23 protein-coding genes are annotated in these 19,081 nt (G+C 49.2%); 14 read left to right on the forward strand and 9 right to left on the reverse strand.

The annotated features are described in order from the left end of the window. Positions 1-85: 85 nt before the first annotated feature. Positions 86-1,183, forward strand: a complete 1,098-nt coding sequence (locus ACP7BO_RS20730) for a tyrosine-type recombinase/integrase (protein ID WP_426212445.1) — start codon at positions 86-88, stop codon at positions 1,181-1,183. Between the two features lie 59 nt (positions 1,184-1,242). Here the strand turns inward: ACP7BO_RS20730 and ACP7BO_RS20735 are convergent, their stop codons facing one another. From ACP7BO_RS20735 to ACP7BO_RS20745, 3 genes are all read right to left on the reverse strand, one after another. Next, the gene (locus ACP7BO_RS20735) at positions 1,243-1,473 is read right to left on the reverse strand and encodes a hypothetical protein (protein WP_426212447.1); all 231 of its coding nucleotides are present in this window, start codon (positions 1,471-1,473) and stop codon (positions 1,243-1,245) included. A gap of 74 nt (positions 1,474-1,547) precedes the next feature. Beyond that, positions 1,548-1,754, reverse strand: coding sequence for a helix-turn-helix domain-containing protein (locus tag ACP7BO_RS20740; RefSeq protein ID WP_426212449.1), 207 nt, complete (start codon positions 1,752-1,754; stop codon positions 1,548-1,550). A 223-nt stretch (positions 1,755-1,977) separates the two neighbouring features. Further along, positions 1,978-3,270, reverse strand: a complete 1,293-nt coding sequence (locus tag ACP7BO_RS20745) for a hypothetical protein (RefSeq protein ID WP_426212451.1) — start codon at positions 3,268-3,270, stop codon at positions 1,978-1,980. A 573-nt stretch (positions 3,271-3,843) separates the two neighbouring features. Here ACP7BO_RS20745 and ACP7BO_RS20750 point away from each other — a divergent pair. The 7 genes from ACP7BO_RS20750 to ACP7BO_RS20780 all read left to right on the forward strand — a co-directional run bounded on the left by ACP7BO_RS20750 (position 3,844) and on the right by ACP7BO_RS20780 (position 11,406). Beyond that, the gene (locus ACP7BO_RS20750) at positions 3,844-6,111 is read left to right on the forward strand and encodes a DEAD/DEAH box helicase family protein (RefSeq protein ID WP_426212453.1); all 2,268 of its coding nucleotides are present in this window, start codon (positions 3,844-3,846) and stop codon (positions 6,109-6,111) included. Between the two features lie 161 nt (positions 6,112-6,272). After that, positions 6,273-6,965: a hypothetical protein gene (locus tag ACP7BO_RS20755; RefSeq protein ID WP_426212455.1), complete on the forward strand. Its 693-nt coding sequence runs from the start codon at positions 6,273-6,275 to the stop codon at positions 6,963-6,965. A gap of 45 nt (positions 6,966-7,010) precedes the next feature. Further along, entirely contained in the window at positions 7,011-7,499 is a 489-nt protein-coding gene (locus tag ACP7BO_RS20760) for a hypothetical protein (RefSeq protein WP_426212457.1), read from the forward strand. A 3-nt stretch (positions 7,500-7,502) separates the two neighbouring features. Next, on the forward strand, positions 7,503-8,009 hold the full coding sequence (locus tag ACP7BO_RS20765; protein ID WP_426212459.1) for a hypothetical protein: 507 nt from the start codon (positions 7,503-7,505) through the stop codon (positions 8,007-8,009). Further along, positions 8,009-8,506, forward strand: a complete 498-nt coding sequence (locus tag ACP7BO_RS20770; RefSeq protein WP_426212461.1) for a hypothetical protein — start codon at positions 8,009-8,011, stop codon at positions 8,504-8,506. Before ACP7BO_RS20765 ends, ACP7BO_RS20770 begins: the two co-directional genes overlap by 1 nt. Before the next feature lie 95 nt (positions 8,507-8,601). Continuing rightward, positions 8,602-10,035, forward strand: coding sequence for a terminase large subunit domain-containing protein (locus ACP7BO_RS20775; protein ID WP_257012038.1), 1,434 nt, complete (start codon positions 8,602-8,604; stop codon positions 10,033-10,035). A gap of 54 nt (positions 10,036-10,089) precedes the next feature. After that, positions 10,090-11,406: a DUF4055 domain-containing protein gene (locus ACP7BO_RS20780; RefSeq protein ID WP_426212463.1), complete on the forward strand. Its 1,317-nt coding sequence runs from the start codon at positions 10,090-10,092 to the stop codon at positions 11,404-11,406. Positions 11,407-11,462: 56 nt separating this feature from the next. Here the strand turns inward: ACP7BO_RS20780 and ACP7BO_RS20785 are convergent, their stop codons facing one another. The 3 genes from ACP7BO_RS20785 to ACP7BO_RS20795 are packed head-to-tail and all read right to left on the reverse strand — an operon-like array spanning position 11,463 to position 12,870. Beyond that, positions 11,463-12,107 carry a hypothetical protein gene (locus ACP7BO_RS20785; RefSeq protein WP_426212465.1) on the reverse strand — a complete coding sequence of 215 codons (645 nt, stop codon included), beginning with the start codon at positions 12,105-12,107 and terminating at the stop codon, positions 11,463-11,465. Next, entirely contained in the window at positions 12,104-12,463 is a 360-nt protein-coding gene (locus ACP7BO_RS20790) for a hypothetical protein (protein WP_426212467.1), read from the reverse strand. Before ACP7BO_RS20790 ends, ACP7BO_RS20785 begins: the two co-directional genes overlap by 4 nt. 20 nt (positions 12,464-12,483) lie before the next feature. After that, the gene (locus tag ACP7BO_RS20795) at positions 12,484-12,870 is read right to left on the reverse strand and encodes an outer membrane protein assembly factor BamE (protein WP_426212469.1); all 387 of its coding nucleotides are present in this window, start codon (positions 12,868-12,870) and stop codon (positions 12,484-12,486) included. Positions 12,871-13,023: 153 nt separating this feature from the next. Here ACP7BO_RS20795 and ACP7BO_RS20800 point away from each other — a divergent pair, with 153 nt between their 5' ends. Beyond that, positions 13,024-13,395, forward strand: a complete 372-nt coding sequence (locus ACP7BO_RS20800) for a histone-like nucleoid-structuring protein, MvaT/MvaU family (RefSeq protein ID WP_426212471.1) — start codon at positions 13,024-13,026, stop codon at positions 13,393-13,395. A gap of 61 nt (positions 13,396-13,456) precedes the next feature. Then, positions 13,457-14,101 (forward strand): exonuclease domain-containing protein, encoded by a 645-nt coding sequence (locus ACP7BO_RS20805; protein WP_426212474.1) that lies wholly within the window; start codon positions 13,457-13,459, stop codon positions 14,099-14,101. 99 nt (positions 14,102-14,200) lie between these two features. Here ACP7BO_RS20805 and ACP7BO_RS20810 read toward each other — a convergent pair whose 3' ends face one another. After that, complete coding sequence (locus ACP7BO_RS20810) at positions 14,201-15,244, reverse strand: DUF5677 domain-containing protein (RefSeq protein WP_426212476.1); 1,044 nt, start codon at positions 15,242-15,244, stop codon at positions 14,201-14,203. 258 nt (positions 15,245-15,502) lie between these two features. Here ACP7BO_RS20810 and ACP7BO_RS20815 point away from each other — a divergent pair, with 258 nt between their 5' ends. Then, positions 15,503-15,976 (forward strand): hypothetical protein, encoded by a 474-nt coding sequence (locus ACP7BO_RS20815; RefSeq protein ID WP_426212478.1) that lies wholly within the window; start codon positions 15,503-15,505, stop codon positions 15,974-15,976. 1 nt (position 15,977) lies between these two features. Here the strand turns inward: ACP7BO_RS20815 and ACP7BO_RS20820 are convergent, their stop codons facing one another. Further along, positions 15,978-16,280: a hypothetical protein gene (locus ACP7BO_RS20820; RefSeq protein WP_426212480.1), complete on the reverse strand. Its 303-nt coding sequence runs from the start codon at positions 16,278-16,280 to the stop codon at positions 15,978-15,980. 134 nt (positions 16,281-16,414) lie between these two features. Beyond that, the gene (locus tag ACP7BO_RS20825) at positions 16,415-16,687 is read right to left on the reverse strand and encodes a hypothetical protein (RefSeq protein ID WP_143518822.1); all 273 of its coding nucleotides are present in this window, start codon (positions 16,685-16,687) and stop codon (positions 16,415-16,417) included. Between the two features lie 458 nt (positions 16,688-17,145). Between ACP7BO_RS20825 and ACP7BO_RS20830 the strand changes: the two genes are divergently transcribed. From ACP7BO_RS20830 to ACP7BO_RS20840, 3 genes are all read left to right on the forward strand, one after another. Beyond that, positions 17,146-17,493: a hypothetical protein gene (locus ACP7BO_RS20830; protein WP_426212482.1), complete on the forward strand. Its 348-nt coding sequence runs from the start codon at positions 17,146-17,148 to the stop codon at positions 17,491-17,493. Positions 17,494-17,517: 24 nt separating this feature from the next. Continuing rightward, positions 17,518-18,165 carry a hypothetical protein gene (locus tag ACP7BO_RS20835; protein ID WP_426212484.1) on the forward strand — a complete coding sequence of 216 codons (648 nt, stop codon included), beginning with the start codon at positions 17,518-17,520 and terminating at the stop codon, positions 18,163-18,165. An 80-nt stretch (positions 18,166-18,245) separates the two neighbouring features. After that, positions 18,246-19,040 (forward strand): hypothetical protein, encoded by a 795-nt coding sequence (locus ACP7BO_RS20840; protein ID WP_426212486.1) that lies wholly within the window; start codon positions 18,246-18,248, stop codon positions 19,038-19,040. Positions 19,041-19,081: the final 41 nt, after the last annotated feature.

A 19,081-nucleotide genomic window follows, 5' to 3' on the forward strand; every position in this document is an offset into this window, starting at 1 on the left:
GTAGCTTTTGTGCACACGGAGTGCACATGACGTGTGTGTGCAGTGTATTATCCGGGTACATAAAACTGCACATGGAATGCACACGATGGCGAGTATTGTAAAGCTTCCAAGCGGCAGTTGGCGCGCACAGGTTATGCGCGGTGGAGTTAGGCACGGCATGACTTTTAAAAAGCATGCTGATGCTAAAAAATGGGCTGCAGATCAAGAGAGCAAGCTTGAGAGCATCAGAGCCGTGGGGACAGCATCAACACCAAAGGGCTCTACTTTCGCTGATTTCATTGATAAGTATGTTGAAGAGACAGAGCCCGTCAAAAAGCACGGGAAAAATAAAAAATCGACTCTAAAGCGCCTAAAAAATGAGTTCAAAGGCGTACTGATGTCCGATTTTTCGATCCTGCATCTCAGGGATTTTGTTGAAAGACGTGTGAAAGAAAAGACGCAAGCTGGAGTTAGCGTCTCTGGAGTGACAATCGCAATCGATTTGTCATACATATCAGTCGTATTAAAATGGGCGAGAGTCGTCAAACACTACGATGTTGATGTAAGCATTGTGCAGAGAGCGAGAGAAATGCTCGAGCCCATGGGGCTAAGTACAAAAAGCAACGAGCGAAAAAGAGAAGCATCAAAGGATGAGTTAATAACTATCTTCGCTGCATATCAAAAAAAGCTGCGTCAAAAAATTCCAATGGAAGATATTATTACGTTTGCATTAGCGTCTGCGATGCGCCAAGAGGAGATTTGTTCCCTGGAAATCAGTGATGTTGATTTTGACGAAAAATCTATAGTTATAAAAAACCGCAAAGATCCGAAGCAAAAGAGCGGTAACGACATGCTTGTGCCGCTACTCGGTAGAGCATGGGAGCTTGCAGAAAAATACATCGGTGATCGCAAGTCCGGAAGGATATTTCCTTACAATAGCGGGTCTGTTAGCGCATCTTTTACGAGAGTTTGCCAAGAGTGCGAGATTCATGATCTCCGTTTCCACGATCTGCGTCATACAGCAGCCGGTCTTTTGTTCGAAATCGGGCTGCACATAGAGCAAGTTGCTGTGCTCACGGGTCACAAAGACTGGAAAATGCTAAAGCGATACACGCATATTAAAGCCAAAAATGTGCATGCGTCGTACGAGGAAAATATGCAGCGACGTAAAAAACGCGAAGAAACGCTTGAAATTATCACTTAGTATTCAAAACAATCCCTTGGAACCGCGCAGCCAGCGAGTTCCAAGTGGTATTTATGAGTCTAAATTGATCGCAAAATAGACTCTCGACTACGTGTTTTGCGAAGAGAATGCATGTAGTCTTTGACGTCATCAATGGCGTAAAAAAAAGCGTTACCGAACAGCATTGGTAGTGGGCCTTTGTAGTGCTTGCGCCAGTGCTCCAGGGTCTCTTTTTTAACTTTAGTGATTTCGATCATCTGTTCCTCGGTCAAAAAGCCAAGGGACACGGCTAGTTCGTTGCGGTCATGCATTTGATTGCTCGTGATCCGTGAGCGCGCGTACCCTCCTGGTCGTAGCGCCGAATGAGTATTGAAAGTGATGGCGATCAGGCGATTGCGGTCATGCTCGAGTCAAAAAATCGCTGGACATCATCACGCTTGTAAAAAACGCGTCGACTGATGTTGGCGTATGGCGTAAGAGCTTTAGTGTGCTTGCCGGTGTACCGCCAGAATCGTAGCGTGTCGACCGAGACGCCAAGGATTGAAGCAGTCTCTTTTGCTGTGATGTAGTCGACGTCTGCGGGCATTCGCATCAAAATTTCCCTTTCAGTTCAGTGTCTTGCATCGCATCTGGTTGCGTCGCGATGTCAATTTATGCTGATCGTTTGGGGAGTCGCTGTCAACAAAAAATCCAAATAAAGTATTGACAGCTTGTCAATTTTCAGGGTTTGAGAGTATAGGAAAGCTATACCAATACCCCCAAAAGCATCGGAAAAAGAAGCCCCGACAACGAGAGAGAGCCAGGGCTGGTTTGTTTTAATTGATGTGAATGTCTCCGATTTCGTTTTGTGCTGGATATCCATTCGTCCCCGGTTTGTGCTTAATTCGCGCAAGCATCGGCATGTCGTATGCTTTAGCGACGTCGCTGATCGCAGGGATTTCGAGTTTCGTGGCTTTAGCAATCTTAGTTTTTATCGAGTCCGAAATTTTGATCGCAACTTCGTGACTTCCGGCGCCGTACAGTCGGTGCCAAAGATGACGACCGGCGTGCTCGCCGGACATTACCTGCAACTCCATCAAAACCGTTTCGGCGCCGGTCTTAGTTTTTCCGGCTTTGGCAGACTTGATTTTGATCATCGCGTCGTGTGTAGGCATTGCCTCCCTGGACGCTGATTGTTTGACGACAATAGTAGTGTCGACTGGATTTTTGGCTTTGCGCTTGAGGCTATTGATGTGGGACTTAGTAAAGAGTTGGCAGGATCTCCAGGCTGCGGCCTCGTTACTTTCGCCCGCGCGCGGGCGGTTACGAGGGTATTGTTGGTCGCGGAAGTATTCGTTTCCGGCGTGCATGGTGTTGTCGATTCCGAATAAGCGCTTGGCGATTTCTTCCTCGGCTGAGGAAGTTATCATTCCACCCAGGATGCGATTTAGTTCGTAACTCCGTCCACGTGTTCCAGTTAAGCCAGTGGCTTTGCGTGGCGCGCCGGGTTTGTACTCGGTTTCGACGCCGTAAGTTGACTGATGAAGTTTGTAGTCGTCGATATCCGCTGGCGCGCCAGGGTTGTAAAAGCTGATGGCGAATTGCTTGCGGTCTGGGTGGGCGGTGTACACGTAGTAGCATTGGCTTAGTGTCTTCCAGCATTCGTCCGCCACCCTCAGCAGTCTACCGCACAGGAACTCGTCAAGCTGCTCCAGGACTGCGGCGCGTACGCTGAGGTGCTCCGCAGGGTAGCATGGCCGAGAGGCTGAAATGACTATACGGAAGCGCGGGGCCGCAAGGGTGTGTTTGTGGCTTGTGTATATAAAGTGCTCAAGTCCCAAGTCGAGAAGTGCGTCCTCAGCATCCTCGAGGGCTATCATATCGTCGTCATAGCCTTTGCCGAGCTCCTGGTCGACGTCAAAAACGATCATGGTGGAGGTGTCGACGCTCCTGTCCTCGCGCGTTTGCACGCGAAAAGAAGCCGGGATAAATGTAGACGCCTTTGTTTTATCTGACGATATCAGCGGAAATTGAAAAGATGTCTCAAAAAGCGACTTAAAAGACTGAGCGACTTGTGGAGTGACTACGTTAGTCTTGGCGGTAGTTTGCGAAGAGTACTTAATGGCCATCTTTTATCTCTCTTTTGTCCGGCGTTCTTTTGCGCTGGTATAACCAGTATCAAGATGAGTTTTAGTTAATGCAATAATTTTTTAAAGTTATTCGAAAATAATTGAATGCGCAAAGCTGTAATGCAGTAAATACGGGGTAAATGAGCTCGGCTAGGAGGTGTGCGGCTTATGAGTATATGCATAAGCTTTATAGCGCTGAGGTCGGCTGCGCATAGATATATAGCATCGCGATAGTTATAAAAGCAGTATTACTTAACCAGAAGGGATAACAATCAACACTCCAGCCCCTAAAAAATATCAATACGCCACCCCCGATGCTATCTCTCTCTCTTTATATAAAGAAAAGAAGAGGGGTGGGAGGCATGGGGGGTGGGTTTCCCTTTTTGGCTAAGTAAAACGCTTTTTTGTAATTCGAGTTAGTAGCAAAGTGAAATCAATCAGGGTCATAAAAACATACCCAAATAATTAATTTTGACAACTTTTGATTTATTGCTTGCTAGTGTGTATCGACAAATTTAATAATGATTGCAAGACGCAAGAGAGACGTCTTAAAAGAGCAAGTGAGTTAGCAAAATGCAAAACACCAAGGCTTACGCAATCAACTTCGCCATCGACGGCTACAAAACCCTTACCACCATTGACGTCATGCAAGCTGCTGAGACTCTGCGTACTGACTATCCCAAAGTTGCTCGCATTATTGGCATTGATAGCAATGTGATCCCGGCGATCAAGGCAGCACTTAAAACTGCATCAGGCATCGCATCGGTCGACAAAGGCATTATCGCAACTAACATTCACAACCTCTCTAAACTCGAGCTCGCAGTCCTGATCGCGTCGAACGACAGCAGCGATGGTGCATTTGACCGCGCAGCATATGAGATCAGCCGAGTCGCTTTTATCTCGGGCGACCTCGATAGCAAAGCCAAGGCGCTCGCTGACGCGTCAGGTCGCTCACAAGAAGCCTGCCTTAAACTCATTCGCTCGAAGTTGTCTCGCAAGAAAGCCGAGCTCGTATCGCACCTCAAAGCCCTGATGGACGTCGGCCAGGCTCCCCGCGACCCAGCTGAAGTCCTCGACTACGTACTTGCAAACGACGGCGCCACGCTCCTGGCTCTTCCCACCGCCTACGGCAAAACCAGCAAAATTATCGAGCCCGTACTCAGCGAAGAAATGGCACGTGGCAGCAATGTGCTAGTGCTCTGCCATCGCCGCTCTATCAACCGCAACATCGCTAACATCCCAGGCATTGTGAGCTACGACGAGTGCGACACCCCGGACATCTTGGAAAACGCCCGAGGCCTGAAAATGGTCGTCAATTCGATTGCCAATCCAAAGTTCAAAAAACAGATTGAAGACGCTGATGTGGTTGTCATCGACGAAGCCTCTCAAGTAATCGCACACGTACTAGGCGGCGAAGTGAAAAACCGCGAGGCAGTCTGGGAAGCACTGTGCTTTGTCGTCAAAAATGCAAAAAAAGTCATCTTCGCTGACGCGGACATCAACACCCGCTGCGTTGAGATCCTGGATGACCGTCCAGCGAAGCTCTTCAGGATCGCCCAGGATCACTCCGGAATCACCGTCAAGACGTCTGATTCGAGCACCGTTCGAGGTCTCGTAGTCAAAGCCGCGAAAGATGGCAAGAAGATCCTGGTTGCTTGCGACGGCGCGCGGGAAGCAGCGGCTCTTGGCAGGTACATCGAGAAAAAGGCTAAGCGACCTGCATTGGTCATCACCGCCGAAAACGCGAAATGGTCAGAGCAAGCGGCTTTTATCGCTAACCCGAATTCGACCCTACACGAGATCGTCATATATAGCCCCGTGATCACGAGCGCACTGTCAATCACCTCAAGCCACTTTGAATGCCACTTCGGCCTTTTCGGCGGTCAGGTAGTACCTTCCGATGCGATTCAGATGCTTCGCCGGGATCGGACTGCAAGCAGCTTCACGGTCGGCCTTAAAAATCCCGACTATCGCAAGTCTGAGATCGTTGAGGTCGCCTTTAGAAAGGAGATGGTAGCGACCGAGGAGCTGCTCAAGGGGCTGGCGATCAGCGTCGAGGCGAAGAACAAGATCCGCGAGAGAATTGCAGCCTACAACGCGCCAAGCGCTTTTGAAGCTCTCAGATACGATCACTGCTCAAGTGAAGCCTGGCTTAAAGACAATATCTCGCTCACTCTGCCAGCGCTGTTGATGATGCAGGGCTTTAAAGTCGAAGTCCTTGAGCGCGATGACGAGATGTCGAAGTCCGGTTTTGTCGCTGACTCCCAGGGCCGAAAAGCTGTTAAAAGCGAGACTGCTGCAAAGCTGCTCAGGTCAGCTCCAGCAAGCACCCAGGTCGTCCACGCGGTTAAGGATGCCGGATCGAATGATGAGGTTGAGTACCTGTCAGTCATCCGAGCTAGGGCCCAGGAAGTGATGGGGCGCGCGCAGCTCTCCATGGACGACACGAAGCTATGGGGCGAAGGCGAGGGTGAGGCCAAGATCAAACTCTTCAAAAGTCTCTACAGCGTCACTAGCGCAAGCCCTGACGACGAACTGGAGGTGTTCTCACAGATCCTGCCAGCCATCTCCGAAATGTCGCTGACTAAAGAGTGGAGATCGAGCGACTCAGCAGCACTATTCGACAGCCTAAACGTCATGCGCTCACGGGTAATCGGACTGGGCATCAATATGGCGAGAGCTAACACTCAGAAGGCCAAGCAAGCTGCTGTAACCAACATTTTGAAGTGTTTCGGCCTTAAGACCAAGAAAGTTGCTGGTACGGACTCCGACTACTACATCATCGACAACGACTCGATTAATCAAATGGCCAGCTACTTAAAAATCGGCGCGCCACTTTAAGTTATCAAATGGCCATGGATGGCCATCCCTTCCAAGTTTATATGCCAAACAAATTTTGTTTGTCAAAGTTCGATTTATTCTCCATTGTACTGTTGTAACGCTGCAGGCTCATCTTTATGATGTATATATAAGAGCGAAAATAATAATAAGAAAGGCCTTATATGAACATGCAAGTTGATTGTCCTCCGCTTATCGACATGGCCGAAGTTGATGGTCTCCGCAGGAACTTGATGCAGGGCTTGGAGGGGGTTGATGACGCAACGCTGGAACTTATCACCGACACTTGCCTCGCCGCACTTAAAAAGGTGGATTGGAACTCTTACAATGAACAGAGGTACGGGAGAAAACCGGTTTCGATCAAAGATGTAATTTTCCTACCATCACTGCCGCCAGTCCCTAAACCTTATCGGTCATGGCCAGAAGTTCACATCTCTAAGTTTGGCGGTCTCAAGGGCCTTGAGTACGAACCTAAGTCTCACAAGGTCAAATACGTCATCGAGCATACTTATCAGCCGGATTGGGTAGACACCCTGAACGACAGGATTTTTTACGAAGCCAAAGGCATTATCCCGACGCTCGTAGACGCTGCTAAATATCGCGCTGTGGCAAAGCTTAACGACGTCCACATCATTTTTATCCTACAGGACAAGAATATCATCTGCCCGTTCTCAAGGCCTCGCAAGGATGGCTCTAGAATGACGCAGGAAGAGTGGATCAAAAAGGAAGGCTTTGACTACTGCTATCAGGGGGAAGAAAAGGAGTTCATGAAGTCCACTCGATATAAGTGGCTTGTTGAAAACGTAGGTAAAGGCCTGCCAAGTTTAGAAGATGCTTTGCGCACAAACAACAAGTAATAACTGTTACAATATACGCATAAAAATAATAATAAGAAAACTGCAATGCGAAAAATCCTAGGTATCGATCCTGGCCTCTCAGGAGGACTATCTGTAATTGATGAGCGATTTAACCTTGTAGCCTGTTATCCAATGCCGACTACTGTAGGCGAGGACGGCAAGCGCAAAGTTGATCCTGTTGCTGCTTTCAATCTGCTATCAATTTACGACATTGATTTGGCCGTGGTCGAGAAAGTTGGCGCGCGGCCAGGGCAGGGCGTGGTGTCGATGTTTAACTTTGGCGACTCCTACGGTGTGATCCGTGCTGTTGCTGCGCTTGTTGCAAAAGAAGTCAGGTTTACCAGGCCGCAGGAGTGGCGGGGCTGTCAGGGGCTCACAGGGCTATCCAAAGAGCAAATCGCCGAAGTTGCTTTCGAGGTGTTCCAGGCCGAAGCCATTTATGGTCGCAAAACTAAGACCGGCGCGCGGGCCGTTAAGGACGGTATATCTGACTCACTGATGATTGCCAAGAGTGGCGCGCGGCTTTTGGAGTAACTGATGGCGGCTAAGGCACTAACGAAAAAGATCATCACGGATCTTGAAAAGTACATCACTCAGACAACCAGCCTGAAGATCGCATGCGGATGCGCAGGTGTGCCGTCGTCCACTTTTTATGTGTGGCAAAAGGCCGCTAAAGAGATCGAGGAAGAAGGAAAAGACGAGTCTGACTTAACCAAAGATGATCTCTTGCTGTTGGAATTTTTGGAGCGCGTAGACCTGGCTAAGGCGAAGTCATGTAAACCCGCAATCGATACGGTCATGAAAGCAATCAAAATGGGTGATGCAAACCAAGCAGCACGCTTACTCAGCAGACGCATGCCAGAAGAATTTGGCGACTGGAATCGCAAGGAAGTCACCATCCGCCAGGAAGTGACAGAAGAAACCAGCACCGGTATTGCACTCATACCATCGATGGTCGGCGATTCCGACCTCGATTTAATGCTCCAACAGCAGCAATCCGACGCTTTGTTGCTCGCAAAAACAAAAACAAGCGAGCTCAGCTGATGATCAAACAACGCACTTCATTCGACTGTGGTGTCGCTACTTTGGCCAACACATTGGCGATCAGCTACGAGCAAGCTCTGGATCTCTACGGAGCTGACAAACAACGCAATGGCGTGAGCATTCAGCAGACCGCATCGATCCTGTTCAGCCTTGGCTATGCCCCTGTGTATATCCCATTCCCAGGATTCAGCAAGGCCAGCGGAATCACCATGGGCACAGCAAGCCCAGAAATCCTCGAAATCTTCGGCCACCCCGCAATCCTCCAGGTACTGACTGCATCTGGACTCGTCCACCAGGTACTTTTTGACGGCAAAAACATCCTTGATCCGGCCTCCTCTGTGACTGTCCCTCGGACACTCAGCGACTACCAATGCGTGGACGCTTTGTTTGTGATCAAACAAGGCCAGGCGCTTGTGCGCAAAAAAGACTCTTGGAGCATTTACGAGCCATATAAGGCTCCAGTGAGTCATATACGTTTCATGGACGGTGGCGTATGAGCTCCGCTGGGAATCTGAGAGCGATTACAAAGGCCGTAAGGAATGTCGTATGGGAGCCGATCCCAGGTGCAGGCGGTGGGCTGAGCTCGCAAGGCATGCTCCTTATCACCGGCCAACCTCGCAACCTTGTAAAAGAGGTGCTGTTCCACGGCTCCAGGGGCAACGGCAAGTCCGAGTGCCTGCTGATGGCGTTTGGACAACACATTGGAAAGGGGTGGGGCAGTTATTGGCGCGGGGTGATCCTCAGGCGCCAGTTTTCGTCGCTTAAAGACTTGATCGTTAAGAGCCATCGTCTTTTCCCAAGACTGTTCCCTGGCGCCACGTACAACAAGAGCATGCGCGAGTGGACATTCCCCACGGGTGAAGTCCTGATCTTCGACTACATCGAAAAAAAGGAACAATACGAAGCTAAATTCCACGGTCAGGAATACAGCTTCATCGGATGGGACGAACTGACCACGTGGGCGACGGATGACATCTATGAATCGATGATGTCGACACTCAGGACGTCGTATCAGCCGACTAAAGCTCAGCCACTCATGCCGCCCTTACAGGTCAGGAGTACCACCAACCCGTGGGGCGTAGGGAAACGCTGGGTAAAGGCGCGGTTCATTGACGGCAAAATCAGCGGCCAGATTGAGTATAAAAACGGCCAGCGGGATAAGTGCGCAATCTTCGGCACTGTTTTCGAAAATCCGCACCTGAATGACGAATACAAGCAATGGCTCAAGACGATTTCCGATCCTGCGAAGCGTGCTAGCTGGCTCTTGGGCGACTGGGAGGCCGTTGATGACACTGCGATGTTTGCGCCGCTCTGGAAAAAAGACCTACTGCTAATGGCACCGTTTGAGATTCCGGCGCGCTGGAAGGTGGAGCGGTCGTTTGACTATGGTCAGTCGACTCCTTTTTGCTGCCTCTGGACTGCGGAAGCGAACGGCGAGTCTGTCTTAATCAATGGCAGGCTTTTTTGCCCACCGAAAGGATCGATCATTGTTGTTGGTGAAGACTACGGTACACCGTTGAATGCAGATGGAACTCAACAGAAGCGCGACCTGGGGTTGTTCCTGAGTGCCGGCAACATCGGCAAGCGCCTGAAGGCTAGAGAAGTGAGGCTGCAGGAGACGATCCTCAAAAATCACCAGAAAGTAACACCAGGGCCAGCGGACAACCAGATTTATAACGGGTCGAAGGTTGACCAAGGGAGCGCTCCAACTGTTGCAAAAGACATGGCCGCTGAAGGCATGACTTTCGTTCACTCAGACAAGTCCCCTGGGTCAAGGGTAACAAGCGCCCAGTTAATGTTTGGGCGTTTGCAAGCAACAATAGAGCAAGATTCTGGCAAGCCACACATCTACTTCTTCACTAACTGTCGCTTCCTGAACTCGTCACTGCCTGAACTCCAGCGTGATGAAGACCAGTTGGATAGCGTATCTAAGTGCGGGGATGACCACGCGTGGGATGCTTTGGCTTACAGATTGACGTGGAAGCGGCCTGTGTCTTCAGTTCAATATGGATTGGGCGGAAACTAGCTTCGTAATACATATATAATGTGATCAGCCAACAATAACAATAACAGGCCATGCATGTCAGTAGATATTAAAACACCTCGTTGTCAGAAGTTTTATTCTGATCGCGAAACAATCAGGGACGTGCGGGGTGGGGCGGATGTTGTTAGAAGCCTTGGTGTGAAATACCTTCCACTTGAACCTCGCGAACATCCAGAAGATTACAAAAGGCGCTTAGCACGTTCTCTCTTCATAAACTTCACTGAGGACATGGTTAAAGACTTATCGGCAAAACCCTTTGTTCGTCCCATCGTTATCCGTAGCAAGCTGCATCAATCAATAGCGGACGACATTGTGAAGCGTGTTGATGGCCGGGGTACGAGTCTGGCTGGGCTTTGTTCGGCAGTCTTTGAGGATGCTGTCTGGAATGGCACTTCCTTTTTCGCGGTCGATTGCGCGGTAAATGGTGGCCTTCCTTACATTTACCACCTCAGCGCTGACAAGATCCTTGGGTTCAAGCTAGACGAAGACGACAGACTCACAGAGATCCGGATCGCCGAGACTGCCATTGTCCCTGACGGTGAGTGGGGGGAAAAAGAAGTCGGTCGCGTGAGGGTATTCAAACGTACTGGCGATATTGTTACCTGGTCACTCTGGGAGAACGGTGACTCAGGGTATCGTCAGGTCGTAGCTGACCAGCCGTTTGCTCTCAAAGTGATTCCTGTCTTCCCCGTCCACTCGTCAGCGGTTGTGCCAAGCGGCGAGCTGTTCGTTCCATCACCAGTGAGGGATCTGGTGCGAGAAAACCTAGAGCACTATCGCAAGCTTTCCGACTACTCAAACATCCTGCATTTGACTAGCTGCCCGTCCATTTTTATCACTGGTATCGAGTCTGATCAGCAGATCGTAATCGGGGCTTCTGCGGCTGTTATAGGGCAGGTCGGAGCAACGATGGCCTACGTTGAGTCCAATGGATCAGCAACTGGCGCTGGCCGCGAAGCTATCCAGGATCTGGAACGTAAGATGAAAAGCCGAGGCGCGGGCTTCTTGGAGAATACAGGTGCTACAGAGACTGCAACTGGCAGAGCACTTGAAGCCGGGCAAACAAACAACAAGGTCGCCATCATCGCCACGAACGAGGCGGCAGCGTTGGAGCCAGCGTTGGCTGCATATGCTTACTTTTTGAAGATTGCGAACCCGGACTTCATTGTTGATATCAATACCGACTACGGCATCACGAGTAATCCTGAGGAACTCACGGCGTTGGCCAGTGCGCGCACTATGGGTGACCTTTCTAGGGAAGATTATCTTCAAGAAATGAAGCGTCGTGGAATCTTGCGTAATGAATTCAGCCTTGCCGACAACGAGGATAGGATCGCTACAGAAATGGTTTAACTTAACCAAAGAAACCCCCGGCCACCATGCCGGGGTTCTTCAATCCGTACTAGATATCAAGTCCTTGGTGCTAATTCCCCGAACACGGGCCTTTCACTTGCCCAGGAGTTGAACCTCATGCGCATGATCGTCCGTTGAATTAAACTCAATCGGCTATCACGGTCAAGACTGGCGTAGATCACACCATTTGGGTAAAGCCCAGGCTTGTAAATCGTGAATTCAACATGATCAAAGTCGGAGATAGCGACGTTAAAAGCCATGCAGCCATCGCCTTTGCTCACAAAAGTGAGTTTAGCCCTTTGAGTATGCAGATTTTCAGGGTTAAGTCCATTAGACATGGGGTCGGTTCTAACTCCAGTCAACTGACAAAAACCGCTTTTATACTGCCAGCGTTTTTCAGTTTCGACAAAATTATCAGGCAGGCCAAGAGCATTCAGAGTAGGAACGTCTTTGCCGTCAAAAGTTAAGCGGACACCTGTTTCGGCGATTCCAGGTCGCTTGTTGATTAGAAAACCAGAATCCAGCATATCGAGGGTCATGGTCGCGTCGATGTGGTTGGCTTTCGCACCATTAATGATCGCAACACTACCCTTGAATTGGTCGTCTAGCGGATTGCGGACGAATCCCATCACAACTTCCGCAATGACCCAAAAAACTACCACTGCTGAAGCGGCCTGTGTGAAGGTTCGTTTTTTAATCATTGGGTCTGAGTCCTTGCCTGGCGGTTGGAGCGAGCATCCACTTTGTCGACAAATGGCGGGCTGACAAAAGCGAAGAAAAGGAATGTAAGGATCACTCCGATGTGCTCCCAAAGCATCTCACCAGCCATCACGACCATGGAGCTGGACGCTGGAAGAAGTTGGCCAACGAAGGCCACCACAGGGCTTAGAGGTAGGGCTACTGCATAAGGCAGGTGGATTACAGACTGCAGATAACCGAGAACGACTGCAGTTGCTTCTCGGTAACTGATCCCTTCGACATTCGAAGCAAAGATGAAGGCTGGAGCCATCACCAAAACCATCGCCAGGAACCATACAATGCGGTAGAGAATGCCCATTTTGACCTCCTGGTCTTAGCTTACATTCCAGCCGCGTTTAACAGTGGGTTGCCTGTCTGACCTGGCGTCCCACCGGTTTTGTAAGCGTTAACAAGCACGCCGTTTTTGTTAAACTCAACGACGGTGTTCTCAAATTTGTTCGGCTGGAAGGGCAGAGCCGGTATCAAAGTGTATGTATAAGTCCACACTTCTTTACCCATGATTTCTGCTTTTTGGGGTGGATTTCCAATGACCGCGATGACATCAGCTTGACGCGTTTTCCCTTTTTTGAACGCATCGATCTGTTGCTGCGTAACATACGTTCCGGTACTGTAATCTAATCCTGAAGTTACTTTTTTGGCTGCAGCACAGCCGCTCAATAGTGCTACTGACAAGGCTGCTACTGCAAAAATACGTACTTTGTTCAAAACTGAGTTCCCTTCGGTTACTGGTCATTCCATAGTGGCGAAATGATACCTTCGTCTGAGGATCGTAAAGACTTTTTAAGTGGATGTCACCTAGGAAGTGCGAGCTAGAGCCTTTTTATCTATACTAATCTAAACCAAAATGGAGAAATACAAATGTCGAAACTCGCGGAATTCCGTCAACTTGAACAACAGCTTGCCGCACAGATGGCCGAACTCGAGGCACTGAAAAACGATTCAGGCCTGAAGAAGGAAATCGAGTTTGAGACCAAACTTCGCGCTTTGCTGGACGAGTACGGCTACAGCCTCAGCAACATCATCGCGCTGCTTGACCCGCAAGCCGCACGCCGAGCTCCAGCCACCGCTACCGAATCTAAACTTGGAACCCGTAAGCCACGACAGGTAAAGATCTACAAAAACCCGCACAGCGGCGAAGTCGTTGAGACTAAGGGCGGCAACCACAAGACGCTGAAAGAGTGGAAAGCTGAGTACGGATCCGATGTAGTTGAGTCCTGGCTGGCTAAGTAAGACTGTTTGAGTACAAACAAAGGGCCCACGCAGGGCCCTTTTTGCTGTCATGGAGGAGAGTATGCAGATCAACAAGCCTCAGCACCTTCAGGCGTTCCGGGAGCTCTTGGGAAATACGAGGTATCTCTTGTGCGTCGATCTCGAAGCGACCTGTGATGAATACCCAGATGGGCTTACTGATGAGCAAAAGCTTGAGCATAGGCTTTTAGTGCAACGTGACGAGATGGAAACCATCGAGGTAGGCGCGGTAGTTCTTGATCTGCATCAGGGGGCGACCATTGTTAGTGAGTTCTGCTGTTTTGTGCGGCCTGTGTTGAATCCGGTTCTGACCCTTTTCTGCAAGCGCTTGACCACAATCGACCAGGTCGATGTCGACAGCGCCGGGACGTATGACCTGGTTCGTCAAAGGCTTGATGAGTACCTTGCTCCGTTCAAAGCGGACGGGCTCATGTGGTGCTCCTGGGGTGGCTACGACGCAAAGCAACTCGAGGCTGACGCTGTCAGGAACTCATGTGTTCCCATGCTCGCTGATGTCGTTCACACGAACTTGAAGAGGTGGCACTGGAAGGTGCTTGATTGCCGGGCGATGAGCTTGAGGCCCGCCGTGGAAGAAGCCGGGTTAGAATGGAGAGGTCAGTACCACCGTGGGATCGATGACGCTCGCAACCTTGGCTCATTGGTTAGTGAGATCCTGCATGCTGGATGAGTCTGGTGAGACGGCAGTATGATGGCGGTTTGAGTGCAAACTAAGGGCCCTGCGTGGCCCTTTTGCTGTCATGTGGGAGAGTATGAAGATCAAAGCGTCTTATGTAGACTTTTGTTTGTGTACTTTTAAAAACAAATCTCCAATCTCATTCGTCATCTCTAATATTATTTTCATCGCAACGGCGTTGTCTAAGTTTGGTGATAGTTGCAATAGGTTTACGGTGACCTGAGAAAGCGAAATTGCCATCGAGTGTGCTGGGTCTGTCATCCCAGAGTCACTAGAGCCAACGAGCAGAAGATCAGCGCTGGTCTCTGTCATGCCTAACGAAGATCTAATAGTTTTTGCGCTCGCATGGATATTTTGGCTCGACCACTTGTAGTAAGGCCTCCAGTGATCAAGGTCGACCGATTTTTCGAGATCGGCGAAGTTCGCTCTTTTTTTCCCCAGGGCATCTTCTGCCCATCCGTATGAATTTGAAAAATCATTTCCGTAGCGAGAAATTGCCTCATCATATTTGACTTTCAAGCTAGCAATGGCGTTATCACTTAGTGGGGCAGCTTGCAATCGTTCTTCATATTTTTTGTGTTGGCAAGCACCTTTGTATGAATCTACATACTCATGGGCAAGATATCTTTCAACTGTGTCAGTTCCTTTTTCTGTTAGGAACTTTGAGGTTACAGTTATCTCATGCAGTGCTCGCCATCGAGAGTGAGCGCCATCTGCAAAACCATTGGTCAACAAGCAGGCTATTTCTTTGGCGACTAAACATCCCTTGGCGTGTAGTCTGGTTATTGTATCGAATAGAATGTCCCCATTTTTGGTTGCAGTCGGGCGTAACCTTTTATTAAAGTTATCACCTGCTTCGGTACAGATACCGATAAACAATTCCAGGGCGTCGAATCCATCTTTCCACCGTTGGTAATTTCGTGCTTTAAAGTCAAGGTGGCTCTGCCTTATCTCGTCAAGCCCACCCTGATAAGCATCACGTTTAATAGACTCAAGAATGGTTTTTGGAAGGCGGTTTAGGATTTCATTAAGCATTTCTGGTACTGATGCTGCTATAGCTTCAAGTTCAGCCTCAGTTTTAGCAGATGCGGCAAGTTCTGCGATCGATTTATTAAACTCGTCCTGAAGAATTTGCATGGATTACCTAATTTTTTTCAAGTGTATGAGAGGCTATTTGGGTGGTATCTGAAACGGATTTGGCAAGGAGAGTCAGTCCTGCGCCAATAACCATTATTGCAAATCCTATTACCATCATTTTCATCCCACGACTCATACCAATCCCTATTACTTTTGATGGCGATTGGCCTCCTTATAGCTGTCGGGGTGTTTGCCGTCAAACCTTTGCGTAGCCAGACGGCGTTGCGAGTGAATGGCGGGCGGTGATAGCGTGCGATGATGAAAAAGCCAGCGTTCGATCATGATTTTTTGCGCGTAAGCCGTGAGCACTACATAACCGGAAAGTCAGCCATAAATTTCCCTTCGATGGGGGCGACTGGCGGATGGCACTCACTTGCCTATTTTGATCGTGACTCCGGAGTGATGAAGCTGTCGCTAGCGGGTATTCACTACCCAGATACCACTGTGTTCTTTAGTGGTGCCGGGATATGCGACATGAGCCCAGAGCTGGAAAGACGAGGATGGTCGACTGGTGGGCGCGCAGTGTTTATGGCCGATCACTACCGGGCAGCGGCGGATATGGTGGCCAAGTGGGCCTTGAGCAATTCGAAGCACTGCAACGTTGAGATTGCGAACTGGTTTCCGGCTGAGCCTGATCGTGAGAGGTTCCTTGATCTCCTGGCTACAGGGAGTACCAGGCTGCAGGAGATTGGAAAGCGTGAGAAGGTCGAGTGCTGGCTGCGTTACCAGTGAATCAGCCAGGGTTTCGAGGAGCAGACTGGACGTGGCACCTGCCGTCGTCATCGCACACAACGTAGACGCGCATGGGCGACCAGAGATGCTTTGTGTGAACCAGTTTATCGTTGAGATTTAGTGAGTAGCCGAGCTCGTCGACATTGATTACCTGGGCCAGTTCGTCATCCGTGAAGTCGTGCACGCACTCGTCGAAGCTGATGCCTGGTTCATGGCTCAACAATACGTGGCACAAGTGCTCCCGCAGCGAAAATTTAACCGTCCCGCTGTAAAGCCAAGCCTTGTATTCGGGTGAGTCAAACATGTGTGGCTCGTAGGTTGTTGTCAAATCGGGTGGGCGACGGTGTTTATAGCTTTGCGGTTGTTTGTCGTCAAAAGGTTTGTGCGCAAAAGGCCCCGTGGGGCCTGGAGTTCATGTGGCTGCGGTATCGAATGAGGTTAAGCGATGTAATCGTAGTAAGGACTATCGTTGTCAGCAGTTGCACTTGCTAAGCCAGAGATAAGTGCAGGGTTAGTCCGGTTGCCGTCGTACAGATCATAATCATCCGCAAAGCGATCCCAAGCTGACTTAGTGAGGCGCTGAACGATATAAAAGTGAATGGATGCGGGCTTGCGCTCGTTGATATGTACAGTCACGCCATCGGTCGTAGCAAAGTACTCGTGACCACCATATGCGCAAAAAGGTTCGTAGAACGTATTGAACTTGGACATTTGTATTCCCATATGACTGTTGTCTTTAACTCGACTAATTAAATGTTACCGGTGTGGTTTTGGATAAATCAAGAACTTTCGCTAAGCTTTGTTGTATGGCATTTTACTATGTAATCAGCAAACTATAATTAAACCCTTGCGGGTGCTGGCTCAATCGAATTTATGGATGCTGGCGCGCGGAGAATATATTCGGTCGGCGCGCGAAGTTTGTGTTGCTACGCGCGGGGTCAAGGGCGTTCTTCTTAGCCAAAAAGGGGATAGCTATACCGAACTACGCTGATGAGGGCTGTTGTCGTATCCTGTTTGGCTAAGAAACACTAACTTAACAAGGTTGGTTAATTTCAGTGCGGGTTGACGGATTAATAGTTTCAAGTATGCGTGCGAAAGTTGTGGACTTGGATAAGGTGCGATGGATACAATGAAAACATAATAAAAAGAATGTCATATAAGGCATCAAGATGAACACCGAAATCACCACTGTTACAACCCTGAACGTTGATATCTGTGCAACTTACCTTGTAGGGGGGTGGAGCGGACGTAGGGAGATAGGCACAAGACGTTACACAAAGCCTATCGACATCTTCCGCACTCAATACCTGAGCCCGCTTGTAACGATGTGTGCAGACGCGGAAGCTGGTGACTCAAAAGCTATCAGCGCACTGCACAATGTGATCAAAATAGAGCTCCAGCGCGCAAAGTGGTTCCGGTTTGACAACAAAGAATACACATTTAATATCAACTCATTTGATATCGATGCCTTGTCTTTTCTGATGAATGAAGTCATGGCTCAAGTCAACACACAATAAAAACAATAATAAAGGGTGAGAGAGATGAGCAAGGTTATCAAAGATTTTATCGTCGATTGCGTTGTCCAGTCCGACTACAACGCGCTGGCTAGTCTCAAGACTCAGGGAGGCGATGTCCTGGCCTGCATTTATATGTCGCTCTCTCGCGACCTGCGTGCTGCGGAGACGATGCTGAGGCGTGACACACTTGACTACGCATACACTGACGCACATCGCAAAACCATGATCGAGTTGGCCAGGGTTTTCGGCACCGTGCAAGTCTTAAAGGGTGTGAGCAACTTCCCGCTACCAAACGACAAAGCACTTGTTGAGTACTTCCTTAGTAATGGCGGATTTACCAAGTTTTCCACCCCTGACCTCAAAAGCCTCGCAATCTCCGCAGCTGTTGGTAGCCAAACTGAGGTAGTGCACGCTATCGTCGACTGGATGATAGAAAATCTTGGTAAAAAGGATCTTGCAGAAGACATCTACCAAATTTACGAGTCCAGTAGTGATCCTTGGATTTTCAGGCGCATGTACGAAACCGGACTATTAGTTACAGTGCTAAACGCTGCGCTTAGGGGAAAGATAGGTGTCCTCCCAACCCTACTAGATAATGTCGATGCACTGAACGATCTGGAAAAGCTCCAGGTACTAACCGCAGTCTTCAGAAAAAGACCTCAAAGAATCTAAAAATATCCCCTGTCAAGCCCACTTTGATCTTTTAGTTGTTATAATGGAGCCATAACAATAAGAAGATCCTTGGGGGATCCATGCAACAGCAAGTGCAAAACCTGGTTGTATTCAAAGCTTTTGGCGAAGATGATCCGGTAACCGATCCTATCGAAACGCCTAACATCACTTCTACTCCGGAATTCCAAGAGACTCTTAAAACCGAACTGGCAAAAGCTCTTGCTGCCGAAACTGGGGGATTAAAGTCTAAGAACGCTGAAATCTTGGCAGAGAAGAAGAAAGTCCAAGATCAGCTCAATGCCATTCTCGCGCAAGCTGAGGATGCAGAAGATCAAGCGGCTTTGAAGTCTGGCAAGATTGACTTCCAAGCTTTGATGGATAAGCGGGTTAATGCGGCCAATGCAACTTGGCAAGAGCGCCTGGCTACTGAGGTCGCCGAGAAAGAAGAGCTGCGCAAGGCAGTCGAAGGTGAGAAAACCCGCCTCAAGTCTTTTCAAATCAAACAGCTCATTGGTAATGAGGCGCTCAAGAATGAGTTCTTCCAGCCTACCGCTGTAGAAGATTTGATCAATCTAGCTGGTAATTCTTGGGATCTTAGCGAATCCGGAGAGCTTGTAAGCCGAGATCAGCACGGAAATATCCGAGTAGGTAAGACTGGTAAAGCCTTGACGCCAAAGGAATGGATCGAAGATCTTGCCGGCACCCGCCCGCATTACTTCAAGTCGATGCCTGGCAGTGGTGGTAAGCAGGGTAGTGGTGGTAACGCTAAGACAATGAGTCGAGCAGATTGGCAAAACGCTGTAATGATGGCGTCCGGTAAAGAGCAGACTGATCTTTTTGCAAAAAAAGAACGCGGCGAGATCGTTGTAGCTTAAATGTAAAGTTCTATGGAGGCTTGCAAGGGCCTCCTAAATAG

Source organism: Pseudomonas sp. TWR2-1-1, from assembly GCF_049897045.1.
Lineage (GTDB): Bacteria > Pseudomonadota > Gammaproteobacteria > Pseudomonadales > Pseudomonadaceae > Aquipseudomonas > Aquipseudomonas versuta.

What these genes read in the sequence shown, in the direction of transcription:
- ACP7BO_RS20730 (WP_426212445.1), top strand. Translation starts at nt 86, where the DNA reads ATGGCGAGTATTGTAAAGCTTCCAAGCGGCAGTTGGCGCGCACAGGTT.
- ACP7BO_RS20735 (WP_426212447.1), bottom strand. Translation starts at nt 1,473, where the DNA reads ATGCATGACCGCAACGAACTAGCCGTGTCCCTTGGCTTTTTGACCGAG.
- ACP7BO_RS20740 (WP_426212449.1), bottom strand. Translation starts at nt 1,754, where the DNA reads ATGCGAATGCCCGCAGACGTCGACTACATCACAGCAAAAGAGACTGCT.
- ACP7BO_RS20745 (WP_426212451.1), bottom strand. Translation starts at nt 3,270, where the DNA reads ATGGCCATTAAGTACTCTTCGCAAACTACCGCCAAGACTAACGTAGTC.
- ACP7BO_RS20750 (WP_426212453.1), top strand. Translation starts at nt 3,844, where the DNA reads ATGCAAAACACCAAGGCTTACGCAATCAACTTCGCCATCGACGGCTAC.
- ACP7BO_RS20755 (WP_426212455.1), top strand. Translation starts at nt 6,273, where the DNA reads ATGAACATGCAAGTTGATTGTCCTCCGCTTATCGACATGGCCGAAGTT.
- ACP7BO_RS20760 (WP_426212457.1), top strand. Translation starts at nt 7,011, where the DNA reads ATGCGAAAAATCCTAGGTATCGATCCTGGCCTCTCAGGAGGACTATCT.
- ACP7BO_RS20765 (WP_426212459.1), top strand. Translation starts at nt 7,503, where the DNA reads ATGGCGGCTAAGGCACTAACGAAAAAGATCATCACGGATCTTGAAAAG.
- ACP7BO_RS20770 (WP_426212461.1), top strand. Translation starts at nt 8,009, where the DNA reads ATGATCAAACAACGCACTTCATTCGACTGTGGTGTCGCTACTTTGGCC.
- ACP7BO_RS20775 (WP_257012038.1), top strand. Translation starts at nt 8,602, where the DNA reads ATGCTCCTTATCACCGGCCAACCTCGCAACCTTGTAAAAGAGGTGCTG.
- ACP7BO_RS20780 (WP_426212463.1), top strand. Translation starts at nt 10,090, where the DNA reads ATGTCAGTAGATATTAAAACACCTCGTTGTCAGAAGTTTTATTCTGAT.
- ACP7BO_RS20785 (WP_426212465.1), bottom strand. Translation starts at nt 12,107, where the DNA reads ATGATTAAAAAACGAACCTTCACACAGGCCGCTTCAGCAGTGGTAGTT.
- ACP7BO_RS20790 (WP_426212467.1), bottom strand. Translation starts at nt 12,463, where the DNA reads ATGGGCATTCTCTACCGCATTGTATGGTTCCTGGCGATGGTTTTGGTG.
- ACP7BO_RS20800 (WP_426212471.1), top strand. Translation starts at nt 13,024, where the DNA reads ATGTCGAAACTCGCGGAATTCCGTCAACTTGAACAACAGCTTGCCGCA.
- ACP7BO_RS20805 (WP_426212474.1), top strand. Translation starts at nt 13,457, where the DNA reads ATGCAGATCAACAAGCCTCAGCACCTTCAGGCGTTCCGGGAGCTCTTG.
- ACP7BO_RS20810 (WP_426212476.1), bottom strand. Translation starts at nt 15,244, where the DNA reads ATGCAAATTCTTCAGGACGAGTTTAATAAATCGATCGCAGAACTTGCC.
- ACP7BO_RS20815 (WP_426212478.1), top strand. Translation starts at nt 15,503, where the DNA reads ATGAAAAAGCCAGCGTTCGATCATGATTTTTTGCGCGTAAGCCGTGAG.
- ACP7BO_RS20820 (WP_426212480.1), bottom strand. Translation starts at nt 16,280, where the DNA reads ATGTTTGACTCACCCGAATACAAGGCTTGGCTTTACAGCGGGACGGTT.
- ACP7BO_RS20825 (WP_143518822.1), bottom strand. Translation starts at nt 16,687, where the DNA reads ATGTCCAAGTTCAATACGTTCTACGAACCTTTTTGCGCATATGGTGGT.
- ACP7BO_RS20830 (WP_426212482.1), top strand. Translation starts at nt 17,146, where the DNA reads ATGAACACCGAAATCACCACTGTTACAACCCTGAACGTTGATATCTGT.
- ACP7BO_RS20835 (WP_426212484.1), top strand. Translation starts at nt 17,518, where the DNA reads ATGAGCAAGGTTATCAAAGATTTTATCGTCGATTGCGTTGTCCAGTCC.
- ACP7BO_RS20840 (WP_426212486.1), top strand. Translation starts at nt 18,246, where the DNA reads ATGCAACAGCAAGTGCAAAACCTGGTTGTATTCAAAGCTTTTGGCGAA.